This is a genomic window from Acinetobacter seohaensis (assembly GCF_056431365.1).
The window spans coordinates 1-18224 of the sequence record NZ_JBWKMK010000120.1 but is presented as its reverse complement, the minus strand read 5'-3'; the positions used below and the strand labels follow the sequence as shown (position 1 = coordinate 18224).

Annotated in this window: 16 protein-coding genes and 1 pseudogene; 13 read left to right on the top strand and 4 right to left on the bottom strand. The window is 37.5% G+C overall.

Features of this window, described 5'->3' with window-relative positions; genetic code table 11:
• Window positions 1-244 precede the first annotated feature (244 nt).
• Window positions 245-943, bottom strand: coding sequence for an exonuclease domain-containing protein (locus tag AC07E5_RS10805; protein ID WP_154321257.1), 699 nt, complete (start codon window positions 941-943; stop codon window positions 245-247).
• A gap of 250 nt (window positions 944-1193) precedes the next feature.
• Between AC07E5_RS10805 and AC07E5_RS10800 the strand changes: the two genes are divergently transcribed.
• The 7 genes from AC07E5_RS10800 (at window position 1194) to ahpF (ending at window position 9374) form a co-directional block, all read left to right on the top strand.
• Entirely contained in the window at window positions 1194-2456 is a 1263-nt protein-coding gene (locus tag AC07E5_RS10800; protein ID WP_498625461.1) for an alpha/beta hydrolase, read from the top strand.
• A gap of 177 nt (window positions 2457-2633) precedes the next feature.
• Window positions 2634-3887: a serine hydroxymethyltransferase gene (gene glyA, locus AC07E5_RS10795; protein ID WP_019836649.1), complete on the top strand. Its 1254-nt coding sequence runs from the start codon at window positions 2634-2636 to the stop codon at window positions 3885-3887.
• A gap of 163 nt (window positions 3888-4050) precedes the next feature.
• Window positions 4051-4455 carry a nucleoside diphosphate kinase regulator gene (rnk, locus tag AC07E5_RS10790; RefSeq protein WP_004972920.1) on the top strand — a complete coding sequence of 135 codons (405 nt, stop codon included), beginning with the start codon at window positions 4051-4053 and terminating at the stop codon, window positions 4453-4455.
• 213 nt (window positions 4456-4668) lie between these two features.
• Window positions 4669-5460 carry a hypothetical protein gene (locus AC07E5_RS10785; RefSeq protein WP_004972923.1) on the top strand — a complete coding sequence of 264 codons (792 nt, stop codon included), beginning with the start codon at window positions 4669-4671 and terminating at the stop codon, window positions 5458-5460.
• Between the two features lie 30 nt (window positions 5461-5490).
• Complete coding sequence (locus tag AC07E5_RS10780; protein ID WP_324526376.1) at window positions 5491-6618, top strand: toxic anion resistance protein; 1128 nt, start codon at window positions 5491-5493, stop codon at window positions 6616-6618.
• A gap of 56 nt (window positions 6619-6674) precedes the next feature.
• Window positions 6675-7592 (top strand): hypothetical protein, encoded by a 918-nt coding sequence (locus AC07E5_RS10775; protein ID WP_131261786.1) that lies wholly within the window; start codon window positions 6675-6677, stop codon window positions 7590-7592.
• A gap of 216 nt (window positions 7593-7808) precedes the next feature.
• Entirely contained in the window at window positions 7809-9374 is a 1566-nt protein-coding gene (gene ahpF, locus AC07E5_RS10770; RefSeq protein WP_498625459.1) for an alkyl hydroperoxide reductase subunit F, read from the top strand.
• 237 nt (window positions 9375-9611) lie between these two features.
• Here the strand turns inward: ahpF and AC07E5_RS10765 are convergent, their stop codons facing one another.
• The 3 genes from AC07E5_RS10765 to arsC form a co-directional block, all read right to left on the bottom strand.
• Entirely contained in the window at window positions 9612-9881 is a 270-nt protein-coding gene (locus tag AC07E5_RS10765) for a YfhL family 4Fe-4S dicluster ferredoxin (RefSeq protein ID WP_498625458.1), read from the bottom strand.
• Between the two features lie 27 nt (window positions 9882-9908).
• The gene (gene trhP / locus AC07E5_RS10760) at window positions 9909-11291 is read right to left on the bottom strand and encodes a prephenate-dependent tRNA uridine(34) hydroxylase TrhP (RefSeq protein WP_498625456.1); all 1383 of its coding nucleotides are present in this window, start codon (window positions 11289-11291) and stop codon (window positions 9909-9911) included.
• A gap of 224 nt (window positions 11292-11515) precedes the next feature.
• Window positions 11516-11944: an arsenate reductase (glutaredoxin) gene (arsC, locus tag AC07E5_RS10755; RefSeq protein WP_004972934.1), complete on the bottom strand. Its 429-nt coding sequence runs from the start codon at window positions 11942-11944 to the stop codon at window positions 11516-11518.
• A 98-nt stretch (window positions 11945-12042) separates the two neighbouring features.
• On the opposite strand from arsC, the gene AC07E5_RS10750 reads away from it, so the two are divergent.
• The 6 genes and pseudogenes from AC07E5_RS10750 to AC07E5_RS10725 all read left to right on the top strand — a co-directional run bounded on the left by AC07E5_RS10750 (window position 12043) and on the right by AC07E5_RS10725 (window position 18146).
• Entirely contained in the window at window positions 12043-12360 is a 318-nt protein-coding gene (locus AC07E5_RS10750) for an ArsR/SmtB family transcription factor (protein WP_004972936.1), read from the top strand.
• 4 nt (window positions 12361-12364) lie between these two features.
• On the top strand, window positions 12365-13423 hold the full coding sequence (gene arsB, locus AC07E5_RS10745) for an ACR3 family arsenite efflux transporter (RefSeq protein ID WP_498625454.1): 1059 nt from the start codon (window positions 12365-12367) through the stop codon (window positions 13421-13423).
• A 72-nt stretch (window positions 13424-13495) separates the two neighbouring features.
• Window positions 13496-13810, top strand: a pseudogene (locus AC07E5_RS10740) (NAD(P)H-dependent oxidoreductase); the annotation flags it as partial.
• Between the two features lie 70 nt (window positions 13811-13880).
• On the top strand, window positions 13881-15242 hold the full coding sequence (locus AC07E5_RS10735) for a tyrosine-type recombinase/integrase (protein WP_346793323.1): 1362 nt from the start codon (window positions 13881-13883) through the stop codon (window positions 15240-15242).
• Between the two features lie 2 nt (window positions 15243-15244).
• On the top strand, window positions 15245-17212 hold the full coding sequence (locus AC07E5_RS10730) for a hypothetical protein (RefSeq protein WP_498625453.1): 1968 nt from the start codon (window positions 15245-15247) through the stop codon (window positions 17210-17212).
• Window positions 17205-18146, top strand: coding sequence for a hypothetical protein (locus AC07E5_RS10725; protein WP_498625451.1), 942 nt, complete (start codon window positions 17205-17207; stop codon window positions 18144-18146). Before AC07E5_RS10730 ends, AC07E5_RS10725 begins: the two co-directional genes overlap by 8 nt.
• Window positions 18147-18224 lie beyond the last annotated feature (78 nt).

Genomic DNA, 18224 nt, shown 5'->3' with positions numbered 1-18224 from the left:
TTCCATTTTAGATATTTGTTTAAGATAAGATATAACTCATTGAGATGTGTCATAGTATTCGTCGTTAGAAAACAATTATTATGACATTATTTCAATGAGTTATCTATTTTTGTCGTGTACAGAGTAATTAAACATGAGCCTTAATTTATTTCCCCAATAAATTAAGGCAAAGCATAGACTTTGAAAATTACAATAATATGAATAATTTATGACAGCTAAATGCAATAAGATTCACTTGAAACATTTATAAAGTCAAAATGCTGGTATTTTCGAGCGCCTTGCGTAAGTAAGGATCTAAATCTTCTTGTCTTAATAACCATTGCACATAATCGGCAGGAAGGTCGGCAATTGCCGTACCACGATGTTTACCAAAATTGATAATTTGTGGAATACGTGCTTCTTCTGAGGCGATATAGAGTTCTTCAATACTTTGAATTTGTAGTTGATGAACTTCATGCATCAAAATATTGGCTGTTAAAATAATATCCATATCGGCACGATGCGCTTTTTTAATCATGTCACGCGCTTTTTCGCTGCCTTTGGTAATCATATAAATTAAAGCTGAAATATTGTGTGCTTCGGCGTTTGGCCATACGCGACGTGCAAGTGCCAAAGTGCAAATGGCTTTAATTTTAGAAGTATCCACACCACATTTTTCTAAAGCGCGAATATCGTAATCAATATTATGCCCAATGATATAGGTGGTTTCGGCAGGTAATTCAAAACTACTGTAATGCGGTTGATCAATTAAATCCGATTCTAAAATATGATGCACCGCCATCGCTGCGAATGAAATAGGCTCATCAACTTGATACAACTGATCGAAAATTTTACTTTTATCTAGACTGATTTTGCCATCTTGAATTTGAATGGGGGCGTAGGCAATCTCAATGGGTTGTCCATTTAAAGTATGGGTTTCAGTGTCGAGAATAATAGCCTGCATGTCCTGATTCGCTTGCGTCATTCAATAAAAATGCAATCTAACATTAGCCGCTGCGTATGACAAATTGAATTGAAATTTAATAGACAACTGTATATGTGATAAATTTACTGATTTTTACGTAAGTATTTAATTTTAAATAAAATACACTTGCATATTAATTATCCAAATCTTGCCTAATACGGTAAAGAAGCGTACAAATAAAGATTGCGAAGGATGCAATCAATAAGAATATGAAGATAAGGGTAAACAAATGAAAAAAATATGGTTAAGTGTGGCTTTGGCTAGTAGCAGTTTGTTTTTAACCGCCTGTAATGATGATCATGACGATACGAGTGTTGTGGTTATTGAAGATGGCATTCCGAAATATAATTTTAGTGCCCCTATCGTAAAAACAGAGCCTTATTTGGATCAGGGTGCCAATGCGAATAATGTTTTAGATACAGTAAGTGCCTCTAAAACATTGATGACTTATAAAATGTTAGGTGTAAATGGACAGGAAACTCAGGCAACTGCACTTGTTTTTACCCCTCAAACAGTTAAACCTGCGGGCGGATGGCCACTTGTAGTATGGGCACATGGCACAACAGGCGTGGCAGATGCGTGTGCACCGAGCCGTCAAGGTTTAAAAGGAAATGAATACTTCATTGCTAAACTATTGGCGGCAGGTTATGCCGTTGTTGCACCAGATTACGAAGGTTTAGGTGAGCCGAGCGGTAAAGAATTACACCCATTCTTAAATTTAAAAAGTGCAGCTTATTCGATTACAGATGCTGTTGTCGCTGCAAGCAAGCTTTTGGGTAATACGGCAGAAACGCGATGGAGTGTAGTTGGGCATTCACAGGGGGGGCATGCGGCTTTAGGTGCAGCACAGTATGCCTCACGGGCGCAGTTAAATTATAAAGGTGCCATAGCTATCGCACCTGCATCAAATTTAGCCTTGGTATTGGCGGGTGGTGAACAAAAAGCAGCTCAGGAGCCAGATGTAATAAAGAAAGTACAGACACTTGTACCATTAGATACGTTTACTGCTCTAATTGCTGCGGGGTTAAAAAATACTGCTCCAACCTTGCAATTTTCTGAAATATTTGTACCGCCAACAGATCAAGTTGCTGCTCAGGCAGAGTCTCTCTGTTATGAAACATTAGGTGAGAGTATAGCTCAGTCAATGCTAGAGCATGTGACGTCGGTTGGAAAATTGGATGGTTATCCGCGTACTCAACCGAATTTCATGACGACCATCCCTGAAGTTAAAGATTTCTTAACTAATAGCTCACAGCCGTTAAAAATGAAAATCAGCACGCCTATATTTATTTATCAAGGTACAGCTGATCTAATTGTACCGAAGCTAGCGACAGATTCCTTAGTTCAGTCAGCTCAAGGGATGGGAACTAAAATTCATTACGTCACTGATGAGGATTTACCTGTAGAGCAAAAATGGGATCATGGTTCGGTGTATGTGAATAATATGGATGAGATTGTTAAAGATGTGCAATCATTAATGCCTATTCAATAAGTCATTGAATTAATATAAAGATTGATTTGACCTGAAATAGCTCGTGTTTTATCTGAAGCATGAGCTATTTTTATGTAAAACTGAGCAAAGTTCATTCTCTCAGTTCACAAACTTTATGCTACAATACGCGCCAATCTTAGCACGGCTTAAAAGCCCTAAATTAATAGGACCTCGCTAATGTTTGCCAATATTTCTATTGCCGAATTTGATCCAGAATTAGCTCAAGCGATCACCAATGAAGATGCGCGCCAAGAAGCTCATATTGAGTTAATTGCTTCTGAAAACTACTGCTCACCTGCAGTAATGGAAGCTCAAGGTTCAAAACTTACCAATAAATATGCAGAAGGCTACCCAGGCAAACGCTACTACGGCGGTTGCGAATACGTAGATATTATTGAACAATTGGCGATTGACCGTGCTAAAGAACTCTTTGGTGCAGATTATGCTAACGTTCAACCACACGCTGGTTCACAAGCAAACTCTGCAGTTTACTTAGCTTTACTTAACCCAGGCGACACTGTGTTAGGTATGAGCTTGGCACATGGTGGTCACTTGACTCATGGTGCAAAAGTAAGCTTCTCAGGTAAAACATATAACGCTATCCAATATGGTTTAAACCCAGAAACTGGCGAAATTGATTACGAAGAAGTTGAGCGTTTAGCGCTTGAACACAAACCACGCATGATTGTTGCGGGTTTCTCTGCGTATAGCCAAATTGTAGATTGGCAGCGTTTCCGCGACATCGCAGACAAAGTTGGTGCTTATTTATTTGTAGATATGGCACACGTAGCAGGTCTAGTGGCTGCTGGTGTATATCCGAACCCTGTGCAAATTGCTGACGTAACGACTACTACTACACACAAAACATTGCGTGGTCCACGTTCTGGTCTAATTCTTGCGAAAGCAAACGAAGAGATCGAGAAAAAATTACAATCTGCTGTGTTCCCTGGTAACCAAGGTGGTCCATTGGTACACGCAGTTGCAGCAAAAGCAATTTGTTTTAAAGAAGCAATGGCGCCTGAATACAAAGCGTATCAACAACAAGTTGTTAAAAATGCGCAAGCGATGGCTGAAGTTCTTATTGAACGTGGTTATGATGTAGTATCTGGTGGTACGAAAAACCACTTGTTCTTGCTTTCTTTAATCAAGCAAGATATTACAGGTAAAGATGCAGATGCATGGTTAGGTGCTGCGCACATTACTGTAAACAAAAACTCTGTACCGAACGATCCACGTTCTCCATTTGTAACTTCTGGTATCCGTATCGGTACTCCAGCGGTAACTACACGTGGTTTTGGTGAAGCAGAAGTACGTGATCTTGCAGGTTGGATTGCAGACATTCTTGACAGCAAAGGTGACGAAGCTGTAATTAATACTGTAAAAGCAAAAGTTGAAGCTGTTTGCGCGAAATTCCCAGTTTACGCAAAATAAGCACAGCCTTGAGAAAAGCCCCTCAAGGGGGCTTTTTTTATGGATATAAAAAATTGATTTTTCGTTCAATAAGCTGAATTTCTGTTATAACTTAAGCGTATTGAATATGATTGTAGGCAAGCTGATGATGACAGTATTGTCGGAATGACAGGAATAAAAGTAAATGATTAGACCAAAGATTATTATTTCAGAACAAGATTTGCACCGTTTGGAAACGATGCTTGAGCATCAACCTAAATTGACGCCAACGATGCAACATCTAGAAGATGAATTGGCACGTGCTGAAGTGGTTGCGCCACAAGATGTACCGAATAATGTGGTGAGCATGAATGCCCGCGCATTGATTACCATTGCACCTGCAAAAGAACCGACTGAAATTACCTTGGTTTATCCGCATGACTTTAAAGGTGAGAAAGGGCAGGTGAATGTGGTTGCACCTGTCGGGACTGCCATTTTAGGTTTAGCTGAAGGTCAGGAAATTGAATGGCCACAGCCCGATGGTCATATGATGAAAGTCAAAATTGAGAAGATTTTGTATCAGCCAGAGCGTGAAGGTGATTATTTATAATCTGTTTATCATCCTGCGTTAGGAACATTGAAAGCCATGTTGATCATGGCTTTTTTATGCACTGGTGTTTTGAATCAGGCATCTTGTGACTGATGTTATGCGAATCTATAAAAAAGCATTTAAGCAGATCGAAATAAAAAATTGCAAAATATTACATGACCTTAGCCGAAAAACACGTACTATAAAATCATGTAAAGAGGGTTGTGATGGTCTATGGCTCAGTTTGAAGTGTTACTGCCTTTGCAAGAGATTACGGTGGATCGTGCAGAGCTTTTGGCGATTCAACGCAATGATTTAGTTCCGTTGTTGAATGATCAATATCGTCTAAATCATTATGCAGATCAGGTGATTCAAGCGCAGTCAGTTTTATTGGATGGGGTGGATCCACATTTAACTCAGCAATTGAGTGTGACCATTGAGCAGTTGATTCAGGCGCTTGGCAAATCTAAAAAAGTGTTAAAGCAACGTAAGTTTAATGCACTACAAAAGTGGCTAGGCATAGATTTGGAATATGGCGCGGGGCAAGTGCAATATTATAAAAACCTAGATCATTTATTAGGACAAGCAGATCGTTTAAGCCAAAAGCTGCAAATCGAAATTCAGAAATCACAATCACGTTTTCAGCAGTTGGTTGGTTTGCGTGAGCAAATGGCGAAATACATTCAAGCTGCCGATGAGTTTTTAGTGGAATATCCACGATTTGTGCGCAATCAGCATCCTTTGGATAATTTTAGCGAACGACTGGCCAAGAAAATTTATAGTTTAAAGACTTTGCAAAGTAGTAATGATATTGCGATTACTCAAATGCAACTTTCACAGCAACTCTCTTTTAGTTTGTTAGATCGCTTTAAAGAAGCGCAGCAGGTACTCATTCCTGCATGGCAATATCATGTCAAACAAAGTCAGCAAAGTGGCTCACACAGTCAGCTAGAAAAGCTGGATCAAAGTCGTGAGCATTTAATTAAGACATTAAGAAAATCCTTAGAAAAACCTGCGCAATCATAAGGCATGGTTTTGATTAGATAGAGGCGAAATATGACAACTTCTGAACAACGCAACGTCGCTGTGCAAGTGAGTGATGAACAGACTCAGCAACAATTTCAGCAACTCAATTTGCAGGAAATTGGCTTACAGCCTGATGACTTTCAGGAGGTGCTGGCTGCGCGTAAAGAATTAAGCGATCTTAGCCATCATTCGGTTGCAGAATATGGCAAAAATATCGCCACTAAAACGTCAAGTTATACCGATGAGCTTTTAGGTTTGGTGCAAAATAAGGATTTGGATGTCACAGGGCAAAAGCTGAATCAGGTGGTGCAGGTTGCACAGCAGTTAAATACCAACAGTATTTTAAATCCAAACAAAAGCAGTGGCTTTTTGGGTGGTTTATTCAATAAGTTAAAAGGCGCTAAACAAAGTTTTGATCAAAACTTTAACAGCACCAAAGCGCAAATTGATAGTCTGGTCACAGAAATTGAAAGCTCACAAAATGGTTTAAAAAACCGTGTAGATACACTGGATAAAATGTTTCATGGTGTGCAAGATGAATATAAACAATTGGGGATTTATATTGCAGCAGGTAAGTTAAAACAGCAGGAAATTCAGCAGCAAATTTCTGAATTTTCCGCGCAGCCGCAGGATCAGACCACGACTCAAAAAATTTATGATTTCAATCATCTTGCTAATAATTTAGAAAAGCGGGTGAGTGATTTGCAGGTGTTGCAACAATCTGCCATGCAAACTTTGCCGATGATTCGGATTATCCAGTCCAATAATTTAATGTTGGTCGATAAATTTTATGCGATTAAAAACATTACCTTACCTGCGTGGAAAAACCAGATTAGTTTGGCGATTTCTTTAAATGAGCAGAAAAACAGTGTGCAACTGGCCAACAGTATTGATGATGCCACCAATGAATTGCTGCGCCGTAATGCAGATTTATTGCATCAAAACTCGGTTGATACTGCCAAAGCCAATCAGCGTTCGGTGATTGATATTGAAACCCTTGAACACGTACAAAATACCCTCATTAAAACAGTGAACGATGTGATCCAGGTACAAAAAGAAGGCATGCAAAAACGTGCAGAAGCGACTACGCGTTTGCGAGCCTTACAGGAGAATCTGAATCAATTGGTGATTGGTTCAAGTCAACAGTCTGGTCAATAAATGCATTTTGACAATGACTTCATTTAATCTGAAATTTACCTGATAAGGAGTCGGATTTGCCCCCACTTGATGAATATGCCATTCAGCCACAGCAGCTAAAAACAGGTGTTGTGGCATTACAGCAGCGTCAAAAAAAGCTCAGTTTTTTGGCTGTGCTGTCTATGACGGTGGTGCTTATATCGGCAATTGGCTTTTTTATTCAGCAAGATGTGATTTATAGCTTCTTTGGTTTAAGCACTGAAGTTCAGCAATTACACATGCCTGCAAGTGTCGATGCGACTTTGGCAAATTTAGGGCAGCAACCTGATTATTTTTTCAGTTTGTTGAACTGGTTGGGTTGGTTGATTTTAAAACTGTCGGTGTCATTTATTGGTGCATTCGTTCTAGTTCATCTACTCAAGAAAATTCGTTTTTTTTATATTCGCTTTCAGTCCTTTGTTTTGAAATTTGTAGCTTGGTTGCTGAGTTTTATTTTACTTTGGTCGGCATTGAGTTATGTTCAGCATGACCGACAAGATGATACACAGCAGGTATATGCCAAAATTGTGCATTATGAAAAGCACATTCAAGAAAGTGAATTGGCGCGTTATTTACAAAATGCAGAAATGGCAGCACCTGTTAAAGCCTATTTGTTGGCGCAAACGGCATTGATGCATCATCCCGCAGATAAAGATGCAGCCATTCCGCAAGTGTTGACCTTGGTCAAAGCAGAGCAGCAAGATCCGCAATTTTTACATTATGGCTTTAAACCTGAACAATTATGGACGATGCAGCAGCAAGTTTATGGCAAAGCTTTAACGCCTATGGCGCAAAGCGTACATAAGCAAGTGCAGCAAGCACAGCAATTAAATACGCTGGTTTATTATATGAATCTCGCGGTTATGGCGCTTATGTTAATACTGTCTGCGGTACTCTGGTTTTTATCGCGACATTTACAGCAGCGTATTCTGCGGATTCAACAACAACTTGAATAAAAAATGATTAGGCTCAATTGCTTAAGGCAGACATTCAGTTTTTATGTTAATGTCTAAATTGAATAGCTTTAGGTATTTTAAATGAAATAGTAAGCTTGAAACTCACTATCATTTAAAAAAACGATCATAAATATAAAAATAAACCGTTTCCCCTATGTAACTATTTTTCGTAAGATGACATCAACAAATAAATTTACTCCCTTGGAGACGTTAGCCATGTTAGACCAAAATACTTCTACACAACTTAAAACTTTATTAGAACGTCTTGAAAGCCCAATCGAGCTTGTCGCGACTTTAGATGGTTCTGATAAATCTGCCAAAATTAAAGAATTGGTTGAAGAAATTGCGGCACTTTCGCCACAAGTTACTGCGCGTTTTGACGGTAACAACGCACGTGCACCAAGTTTTGGGATTGCAAAAGTAGGTGAGCAACCGCGCGTATTCTTCGCAGGTTTACCAATGGGGCACGAGTTCACTTCATTAATTTTGGCGTTATTGCAAACTTCAGGTTATGCACCAAAAGTATCGGATGAAGTATTAACGCAAATCAAAGAATTGAATCTTTCATCTCACTTTGATGTGTTTGTATCGTTGAGCTGCCACAACTGTCCAGATGTAGTACAAGCTTTGAACCTCATTGCGATTTACAACCCTGGCACAACAGCAACCATGATTGATGGTGCATTCTTCCAAGAAGAAGTTGAGCAGCGCAAAATTATGGCTGTGCCTATGGTATTCCAAGATGGCAACCACATTGGTCAAGGTCGTATGACTTTGGAAGAAATTGTAGCGAAATTAGATACAGATTCTGCGAGCAAAGATGCAGCGAAACTGAATGCCAAAGAGGCGTTTGATGTCTTGGTAATTGGTGGCGGCCCTGCAGGGAATACATCTGCAATCTATGCAGCTCGTAAAGGTATTCGTACAGGTATTGTGGCTGAGCGCATGGGCGGTCAGGTGATGGATACCATGGATATTGAAAACTTTACTTCTATCCAAAAAACACAAGGTCCAAAGTTTGCGGCAGAAATGGAAGCGCATGTGCGTGAATACGATGTAGATATTATGAATCTACAAAAAGTATCTGCCATTAAAGGTGCTGATGAAACTGGCAATGGTTTGGTCGAAGTGACTTTGGAAAATGGCGCAACACTTGAATCGAAAACGGTGATCTTGTCTACAGGTGCACGTTGGAGAGAAATGAATGTACCTGGTGAAGCAGAATACCGTACCCGTGGCGTGGCGTACTGCCCACACTGTGATGGCCCGTTGTTTAAAGGCAAACGTGTTGCAGTGATTGGTGGTGGTAACTCAGGTGTAGAAGCAGCGATTGACCTTGCAGGGATTGTAGAGCATGTGACTTTGGTAGAGTTTGATACTAAATTACGTGCAGACCAAGTCTTGCAAAACAAATTGAACAGCTTGCCAAATACTACTGTAATTACCAATGCATTATCGACTGAGGTGATTGGTGATGGCGCACAAGTGACTGCATTGAAATATAAAGACCGTGCGACAGATGTTGAGCATACTGTTGAACTTGCAGGAATTTTCGTACAAATTGGTTTATTACCAAATACGGACTTCTTAAAAGCGTCAAAAGTAGAGCTGACGAATCGTGGTGAGATTGTGATAAATGAGCGCAATGAAACCAATGTAAAAGGTGTATTTGCGGCAGGTGACTGTACAACTGTACCGTACAAGCAAATCATCATTGCAACAGGTGAAGGCGCGAAAGCATCACTTTCAGCATTTGATTACATCATCCGTTCAGGTCAATAAGTCTGAACGAATACATCTGAATACGCGGATTAACCATCCTTAAATTGTATTCGCTAAAAAGATAGCGCCTGAGTTCCCCAATACTCAGGCGCTATGTTCAGTAAAGTGCGTTATCGCACAGTATTAAAAGTTTATTTATTCTATTTTTGGTTTTAAGAACTGGGTCGGCTAACAACTCAGTTCTTTTTTTATTTTTTAGCATCCAGTTTGATTTACTGTAGTTGGATTTATCTCAGTCTAATTAGCCTTATTATTTTGTCCAAATAAATTCAGCTGATTAAACTTGTCCTTCAGTTGCTCTTTGGTTTCGACATGCTCAGGATGCGGAATAATACATTCAATTGGGCAGACTGAAACGCAGGTTTGATAGTCATAAAACCCAACACATTCTGTGCAACGCGCCACATCAATTTCATACACCTTTTCACCCTCATAAATTGCTTCATTCGGGCATTCGGGTAAGCACATATCGCAATTGATGCATTGGTCGGTAATCAGGAGTGCCATCGCAATACTCGCTTAGTTTATTGCCACTTAGTTGGCTTGATAAGCCAACGATGAGGCAGAAATATCTGCAGTCGAATTTGGTAAGTTGCGAATCAGCAGGGCATAACGCATATCGACATCTGCAGGTATAGGGATTTCTACAATATGCCCTGAACCTTTGGCATCTTCAATCAGATTGCCTTTTTTATCTTTAATTTCAGTTAAAGTGAAATAGATATTGCCTTGTGGCATCATCAATTCTAGAGAATCGCCCACTACAAAACGGTTTTTTACATCAATTTTAATGTAGTCACCATTACGTTCTAAGACTTCACCACAAAATTGCTGATGATCAAAACTTGATGAACCTGTTTCGTAGTTTTGGTATTCGCTGTGCACATGACGACGCAAGAAACCTTCGGTATAACCACGGTTAGCTAGACCTTCTAATTGAGTCATTAATGCAGGGTCAAATGGTTTGCCTGCAAGCGCATCATCAATCGCTTTACGGTAAATTTGTGCAGTACGTGCGCAGTAGAAATAAGATTTGGTGCGACCTTCAATTTTTAGTGAATGGATGCCCATTTTAGTTAAACGGTCAACGTGCTGCACTGCGCGTAAATCTTTAGAATTCATAAAATAAGTGCCGTGTTCATCTTCTTCGGCAGCAAACATATCTTCGTCATTACGTTGTAATAACACAGGCTCGTTAAATTGATGCTGTGCCTGCATGTGTTGTTCATCTGCATCGGCAGTTTCAGAAAGATTTTTGACAGGAATTACGTCACCTGTTTCATCTTCTTTTGCATCGTGAATTTTATATTCCCAACGGCAGGCATTGGTACATGCGCCTTGGTTGGCATCACGTTTATTCATATAGCCTGAAAGCATGCAACGACCTGAATAGGCCATGCACAGCGCACCATGCACAAATACTTCAATTTCCATGCCAGGCACGTTGTTTTTAATTTCTTCAATTTCATCAATCGACAATTCACGCGAAAGAATGACACGGGTTAAACCCATATTTTGCCAGAATTTCACCGTTGCCCAGTTCACCGCATTGGCTTGTACCGATAAATGTACAGGCATGTCGGGGAAATTTTCACGCACCATCATAATCAGACCTGGGTCAGACATGATCAGCGCATCGGGTTGCATGGCAACCACAGGTTCTAGGTCACGAATAAAGTTTTTGAGTTTGCTGTTATGCGGTTGGATGTTCACCACCACATAAAACTTTTTGCCTAATTCATGTGCTTCTTGAATACCAATTGCTAAGTTTTCATGATCAAATTCGTTATTACGCACGCGCAAACTGTAACGCGGCTGACCTGCATAGACTGCATCTGCACCATAAGCAAAGGCATAGCGCATGTTTTTTAAAGAACCAGCAGGAGAGAGAAGTTCGGTGACGTGGGAAATGGTCATGATCAAAAAGCAATAGCAGAAATATGGCTTTATTGTATGAATCTAAATTTAGGATTCAACCTAGTAAATAGCTCGGGATTCAGAAGAAAACTTGTGCTGAAACGCTGGGGCTAATCTTGATATAGAAAGTTCCTCATCCTGAGCTATACAAAACGCACGAGAAGGGACTTTCAATACCAATTTGAAAGATTGCTTATAATCAATTTCTGATGGATGAAAGCGTGTTAACGTACACGTTGCCCATGTTTATCAATCACCACTTCACCATCTTCTTTGCTGAAGCTTTTTAATTGTGGTTGAGTGAGCAAGTCTAAGACCAGTTCAGAGGGGCGGCATAGTTTCACACCTAACTCGGTCACGACAAATGGACGATTAATTAAAATCGGATGCTCGACCATCAATGCAATTAATTCCGCATCGCTGTGTGAGCTACCTTCAAGTTGCAACTGTTCGTATGGTTCTACATTTTTGCGGATTGCATCGCGCACGCTTAAACCTGCTTGTTGAATCATGCTAGTAAGTTCAGCTTGTGTAGGTGGGGTTTTTAAATATTCAATAATTTCAGGTTCTTGTCCTGTATTACGAATTAATTCTAAAGTATTGCGTGACGTTCCACAGGCAGGGTTATGAAAAATTTTGATGGTGTTGCTCATGCGTAGTGACTCGTTTTAGGTCGATAAAATTTCAATATTGCATTTATATATGGGTATGCGTATATTCGCAACAGTTAATATTGAAGTGCAGATAAAAAATGAATCAAACTGATTTTTTTAAATGTTTGTCAGACCCAACCCGACTGGACATTCTGAAATTGGTGATGGCTCAACACAATATTTGTGTATGCGAATTGACAGAACAATTGCAGTTAAATCAACCGAAAATATCACGTCATTTGGCGTTGTTACGGAATTTATCTATTTTGCTAGATCAACGTCAGGGGCAGTGGGTGTATTACCGTTTGAACCCAGATTTACCCGAATGGGCGTTTGCTGTTTTAAATATTATCGCGCAGCAAGATGTCAGCCCGATGACGCACATCAACCCTACAATTGCAACACATTGCGAGTAAGCACATGGCACAGTCCAAACTTTCTTTTTTAGATCGTAATCTGACCTTATGGATTTTTATTGCCATGGGGCTAGGTGTTGCGATTGGCGTGGTATTTCCTGCAGTATCGGCAAGCTTAGATCAAATGAGTGTGGGAACAGTCAATCTTCCCATTGCGATTGGTTTGATTTTGATGATGTATCCACCATTGGCAAAAGTCGATTACGCAGCTTTGCCAGAAGTGTTTAAAGACCGCCGAACCTTGTTGTTGTCTTTGGTACAAAACTGGTTGATTGCTCCGTGTTTGATGTTCGCTTTGGCGATTATTTTCTTGCAAAACTATCCTGAATATATGACAGGTTTGATTTTAATTGGTCTGGCACGCTGTATCGCGATGGTCTTGGTCTGGAACAACTTGGCTTGTGGTGATAACCAATACGTGGCTGCATTAGTTGCGTTTAACAGTATTTTTCAGATTGTATTCTTTAGTACTTATGCATGGCTGTTTCTGAGTTTCTTGCCGCCGTATTTTGGCGTGGCAGGACAAGTGATTGATGTTGGTTTTTGGACAATCACCCAAGCTGTTTTAATCTATTTGGGTATTCCTTTTTTGATGGGCTTTTTAACACGCTTGATTTTAGTGAAAAGCAAAGGCTTAGATTGGTATCAAACGTCTTTTTTACCCAAAATTAGCCCATTTAGTCTGTTGGCATTGCTATTTACCATTGTGGCGATGTTCGCACTAAAAGGCGCAGAAGTACTGAGCTTGCCGATGGATGTTTTACGCATTTCCATTCCATTGATTATTTACTTCGTTGCCATGTTCTTTATTAGCTTCTTTATGAGCAAATGGATGGGCAATGATTATCCACGGACGACCGCCATTTCCTTTACCGCAGCAGGGAATAATTTTGAATTAGCACTTGCTGTTGCCATTGCAACGTTTGGCTTGGCTTCTCCCGCTGCATTTACCACGATTATTGGCCCTTTGGTTGAAGTGCCTGTGTTGATTGCTTTGGTGAGTGTGTCTTTATGGCTGCGTAAAAAGTTTTATCAAAATGAGTCGATTGTCAGTTCAAAGTAATTTTCTTCATTTTGAGGTTTAAGATAAAAACATGGGCATGCGTTGCCCATTTTAGTTTTAAGAGTATGCAGCATGGTATTACCCAATATTGATTTAGATTTATTGCCTACACCAAGTTTTGAACAGGTGCAGGCAAAGCCGTTGAACCATCCGCCACGTATTTTATTGATGTACGGTTCAAACCGTGAGCGTTCTTATAGTCGTTTGGCGGTACAAGAAGCAGGCAGAATTTTGGAGCACTTTGGTGCTGAGGTAAAAATTTTCCATCCCAAAGGTTTGCCTTTACCTGAAGATGGCGATGCTTCACATCCCAAAGTTCAAGAGCTGCATGAATTGTTGGCGTGGGCAGAAGGTATGGTTTGGTGTAGCCCAGAACGTCATGGTTCATAGTGTATATATGGTTGTATGGAATTTTAAAGCATAGTAAAATCCATATGGAATCTATAGATTATTTACTATGCGCCCCCAAACCCATACCTACAATTCAAAAGCTCACATTGAGTACATTGAAAATTTTACTTATACCTATGCAGAGCCTAATTGTAGAGAACACTCCGACAAAAGCATTTACTGTGTGCGAATGCCAGTAATCATTCAAAGTGATAACAAGGTTTGGGAGTTAGGAAGTGTATATATACAGTCTTTATTGATTGAAAAGTCATTAACACAGTCAAGTATAGAATCAACGGCAAATGCTTTATTAGATTATTTGAGATTCATAGAACATAATGATTTAGATATTTTGCATTTTCCCGCAAGTGAACCCGAAAGAGTTACATATAGATATAGAGCATTCTTATTAAGTCAAATTCGTCAATCAAAAAAACGTCCTAGCACTAATAATCAAAAAATCCATAAGGTTGTTCAGTTTTATAAATTTTGCATTAAAAACAAGTTATTCTACAAAGATAGTCTGCGAAACTTACCGTATGAAGAAATTGAAAAAAGAATAACTTTTACTACGGAAGTTGGAGTAACAAAAGAAAAAATAGTTCAAAGTACAAATTTGAGTATTACTGTACCTCGAAAACATCACTCTGCTAATACTATTAAGGATGGTGGTGTACTACATCCTTTATCTGATAATGAGCAAAATTTTGTCAAGCAATACCTAAGAGATAATGCTAGTAGAGAATTTCAGTTAATGTGCTATTTAGCATTATATACTGGTGCTAGATTGCAAACCGTCTGTACAATTAGAGTTCATCATATTAAGTCTTTGAAAGATAAAAAAACTGATCCATTTGATAATACCTACACCCTAGAGGTTGGTGGAAATACTACTATTGATACTAAATTTGGTATATCAAATATTATTAAAATACCAATTGAGTTAGTGGATGAATTAATAAAATATACTGAATCAAAAGCTTGGAAAGATAGAGCCAAATTAAGTTATTATGGCAACACTACTAACAATTATATATTTCTTACAGCTAGAGGAAGTTCTTACTACACTAGCATACAGGAAATAGAGGATAGACGAATTAGCCAAAGTTTAAAGGGATTTAAACCAAAGCGCGGACTTTCAGTTAGCATTCATATAAGCCAAATGTTAAAAAAAATAAATAAAGAAGACATCAAGATAAATCCATTTTCTTTCCATGATCTACGAGCTACTTTTGGATTAAATACCTTAAAAATTTTAATTCGTAATGGCTTCAAACCTGATACAGCTTTGATGTATCTCAAAGAGCGTATGGGGCATAGGTATATCAGTACGACAATGAGATATTTAGAATATACTGAATTTTCTGAAAATGTAATTAGTGCGAATACTGATCTATCAGAAGCATTAAACCAATTTAGTGATAGATAATTATGAATACATTAGTAGAATTTTATGTAGATCGCCCTGTAGTTTTTATTCAAACTGAACAGTTTTCAGATATTAGCTCGCTACCTGAATATCAATTTAGAAATCTCGTAGTTATTGGGAAAAATAGCAGAGGTAGAGAGGCATATTTTGACTTTGGAGCTTTATGTTATAAGAAAAAAAAGGATTCAACGGCTAAGACACATAGTTGTAAGGTAGTATATTCGAGTTTTGTTGAGTTTTTAGAACCTGTATTAAATGCATATACAAAAAATAAGTTGAGTAAAGTTGCAGCTACATCAACCCATAGTTATATTTCTAAATTAAGAAAATTTGTAAAATATTATTATGAAAATTTAGAAAGTTTAGATTTCAATAATTATGAACAGTGTCGTAAAGCGTATGAGAAATATACTCAAAGTCTGATTATAAAAAAATCTCAACTATTGGCTTCTGAAAATAAGAATGGTCTTGCTTCATTAGCTCAACAACAACACGTATTTGCTGAATTAATATGTTTTTACCATAATTTAGAGGTAGGAAATTTTAAGAGTTCCTTTATTATTCTTAAAACAACTCTTGATTATAATGGAATTAATCCAGTATCTATAGAAGATTTAAGTTATTTTTACGAAGTTAATAAAAGAATATTTTATACGTTAAAAGAATTTCTAATGAAAGGGAAGAAATTTCCATTTGTTTTTGATGATAATTTTATTAATTCAAAATTTTATATTTATCCAAAAAACAGTAGTTGGTTGGCTTTAGACTCTTATTTTTATGCAGATGATGGGGAATTATTAAGTAAATCAGAGTTCAAAAAAAGAATTAAAAATGTAAATCAAGGTTTTAGGAACATGGGTATTGAGGGTTTTAGGAAATACTTGCAGGCTTGCTATAATAGTATTTTTAATGCTTGCAATGACACTAATCCAAAAACAATAGCTAAAGCTAGATTGATTAATTATGCTGTATCAGCATTTGTAATGTGTTTTTATTGTGAATCATCTATTAACCCTTCACAAATTTATGAAATGGTAATGGATGATTTATCAAACTATGAAGATTCTATAAAAGGATATAAGGTAGTTGCAATCAAGCCGAGAGCAAAGTACAAGGAAATTGAACTCATAATCGGTGTAAAAATGCTGCCATTAATAAAAGCATATAAAGAATTTAGGAATTGGTGCTTTGATCTTGTAGATAATGGGGGTATAGATAATATTGTATTTTGCTTAGACACTAAGCTTGGCTCCACAAATAATCCATTTGAAAAAGTTTTACCCTATTCAGGTACATCAACAAGAAATTACATGAGAATCGTGAATTTGTACCTCCCTCAAGTTAAATGGCTTCCACCTACTGTTATCAGAAAATCAGTAGGTAATTTCATTCTTAATGAAACCAATAGTTCTGTGATCGCTGCACAAAAACTTGGGAATACTCCAAAAGTATTTAATCGGTCTTATGCTCAAGCCACTGATAAAGAATTTCAAGAGCAAGTTACGGATTTCTTTACAAATATTCATAATCAGATTGCTAGAAAATACAGGAAAAATGGCGACTTAATTGACGTTAATATCAACCTCAATGCCAAGCAAATACCTGTTGGTGGATGTGTCGAAAACACGCCTAAACTTCATTCAGGCTTTACTGATGACTTGGAAACACCTAATTGTTCTAATCCATCTTCATGTTTATTTTGTGAAAACTATGTTGTGCATTCAGATGAAGAAGATATACGGAAATTAATGTCTTTAAAAAAGATATTATCTATGTCTGATAAAACAGATGAAGCCATTATAGTAACTAACCGTATTAATGAGATATTTACGATTCTCCTGGATAAACACCCTGAAACAAAGAATATATTTATTAATGTTGCTACATCAGTAAATGATGGTGATTTTGATGAATATTGGAAAGATCATCTTAACTTATTATTGGATTTAGGGGTAAGCTTCTATGATTAATAAAAATATAAAAAATAATCATATTATTGATTTATACAATAGGTATCCTAATGAAAATACACCAGTTTCCTTTGATAAAGAAGGTAATGTTTTAAGTGTTTTTAAGGATGATGTTTGGGACTTGAGTGCGATTCAGTTAGGTTATTCTCATACAAATGTTTTAGACTTTACAAAAGAAAAAACTGGTTTAAACTCTGATACACTATATCATTTAAAGTTAATTGTTTATTATGATTATTTTTGTGTCAAAAAAATAAAAGATACAGTATCATTTAGAACCATACTTTTAAAATTTAGAAAATATAAACTTATTGCTTCAACATTTAAAGGCAATAATTCCAGTTTTTTAAATATAAGAAAAAATGGTATTGCTCAACAAAAATTATTATCTTATCTATCTTTAAGTAAGCGACAAACCGTTAGGAAATATTTTTCTACTTTTCATAATATTAATGCGGTTGGTGCATTTTTTGAGATTGAAGGATTTGGTTTTGATGATCAATTAATTCATAAAACTTTACAACTTTCAGATAAAGCTTTAACAACAGTAAATCAAACAATTCTAATACCTACTCGTATTTATTATGAATTTATTAGATCAGGATTAAATGTATTTGAAAAATTTCATAATTCATTGGATTCATTGAGAAATATTTTTTTAAATGGTCACTATTTTTTAAATTTAAGAGCTTCAAGGACAAGAACTCCTAGTCCTAGCCTTTTTAGGAAGTTTATTGAAAAGTATAATCTTGAACAGTTTTCTGATGATTTTAACATTACGAGTGCTTCTTCCCTTCTGACTCGAATAGTGCAAATACAAACTATTGGTTTTATGCTAGTTGCATGTTTTAGTGGTATGCGTAAATCAGAAATTTTAACATTGAGACGGCTTTGTTGCACAAACCTAGCCTATAAGGTTTATTCAGTCCTATAATTTCAAAATGAATAAACCTACTCCTAAAACTTATCGTACAACCAACTGGTCTTCCTATAATCGCGCTCTCATTAATCG

Excerpts from the sequence above, each read along its gene's own strand:
- rnk (WP_004972920.1), top strand. The coding sequence starts at position 4,051 with ATGATTAGACCAAAGATTATTATTTCAGAACAAGATTTGCACCGTTTG.
- AC07E5_RS10730 (WP_498625453.1), top strand. The coding sequence starts at position 15,245 with ATGAATACATTAGTAGAATTTTATGTAGATCGCCCTGTAGTTTTTATT.
- AC07E5_RS10725 (WP_498625451.1), top strand. The coding sequence starts at position 17,205 with ATGATTAATAAAAATATAAAAAATAATCATATTATTGATTTATACAAT.
- AC07E5_RS10780 (WP_324526376.1), top strand. The coding sequence starts at position 5,491 with ATGACAACTTCTGAACAACGCAACGTCGCTGTGCAAGTGAGTGATGAA.
- AC07E5_RS10735 (WP_346793323.1), top strand. The coding sequence starts at position 13,881 with ATGCGCCCCCAAACCCATACCTACAATTCAAAAGCTCACATTGAGTAC.
- AC07E5_RS10805 (WP_154321257.1), bottom strand. The coding sequence starts at position 943 with ATGCAGGCTATTATTCTCGACACTGAAACCCATACTTTAAATGGACAA.
- arsC (WP_004972934.1), bottom strand. The coding sequence starts at position 11,944 with ATGAGCAACACCATCAAAATTTTTCATAACCCTGCCTGTGGAACGTCA.
- arsB (WP_498625454.1), top strand. The coding sequence starts at position 12,365 with ATGGCACAGTCCAAACTTTCTTTTTTAGATCGTAATCTGACCTTATGG.
- AC07E5_RS10800 (WP_498625461.1), top strand. The coding sequence starts at position 1,194 with ATGAAAAAAATATGGTTAAGTGTGGCTTTGGCTAGTAGCAGTTTGTTT.
- trhP (WP_498625456.1), bottom strand. The coding sequence starts at position 11,291 with ATGACCATTTCCCACGTCACCGAACTTCTCTCTCCTGCTGGTTCTTTA.
- ahpF (WP_498625459.1), top strand. The coding sequence starts at position 7,809 with ATGTTAGACCAAAATACTTCTACACAACTTAAAACTTTATTAGAACGT.
- AC07E5_RS10785 (WP_004972923.1), top strand. The coding sequence starts at position 4,669 with ATGGCTCAGTTTGAAGTGTTACTGCCTTTGCAAGAGATTACGGTGGAT.
- AC07E5_RS10765 (WP_498625458.1), bottom strand. The coding sequence starts at position 9,881 with ATGGCACTCCTGATTACCGACCAATGCATCAATTGCGATATGTGCTTA.
- AC07E5_RS10750 (WP_004972936.1), top strand. The coding sequence starts at position 12,043 with ATGAATCAAACTGATTTTTTTAAATGTTTGTCAGACCCAACCCGACTG.
- glyA (WP_019836649.1), top strand. The coding sequence starts at position 2,634 with ATGTTTGCCAATATTTCTATTGCCGAATTTGATCCAGAATTAGCTCAA.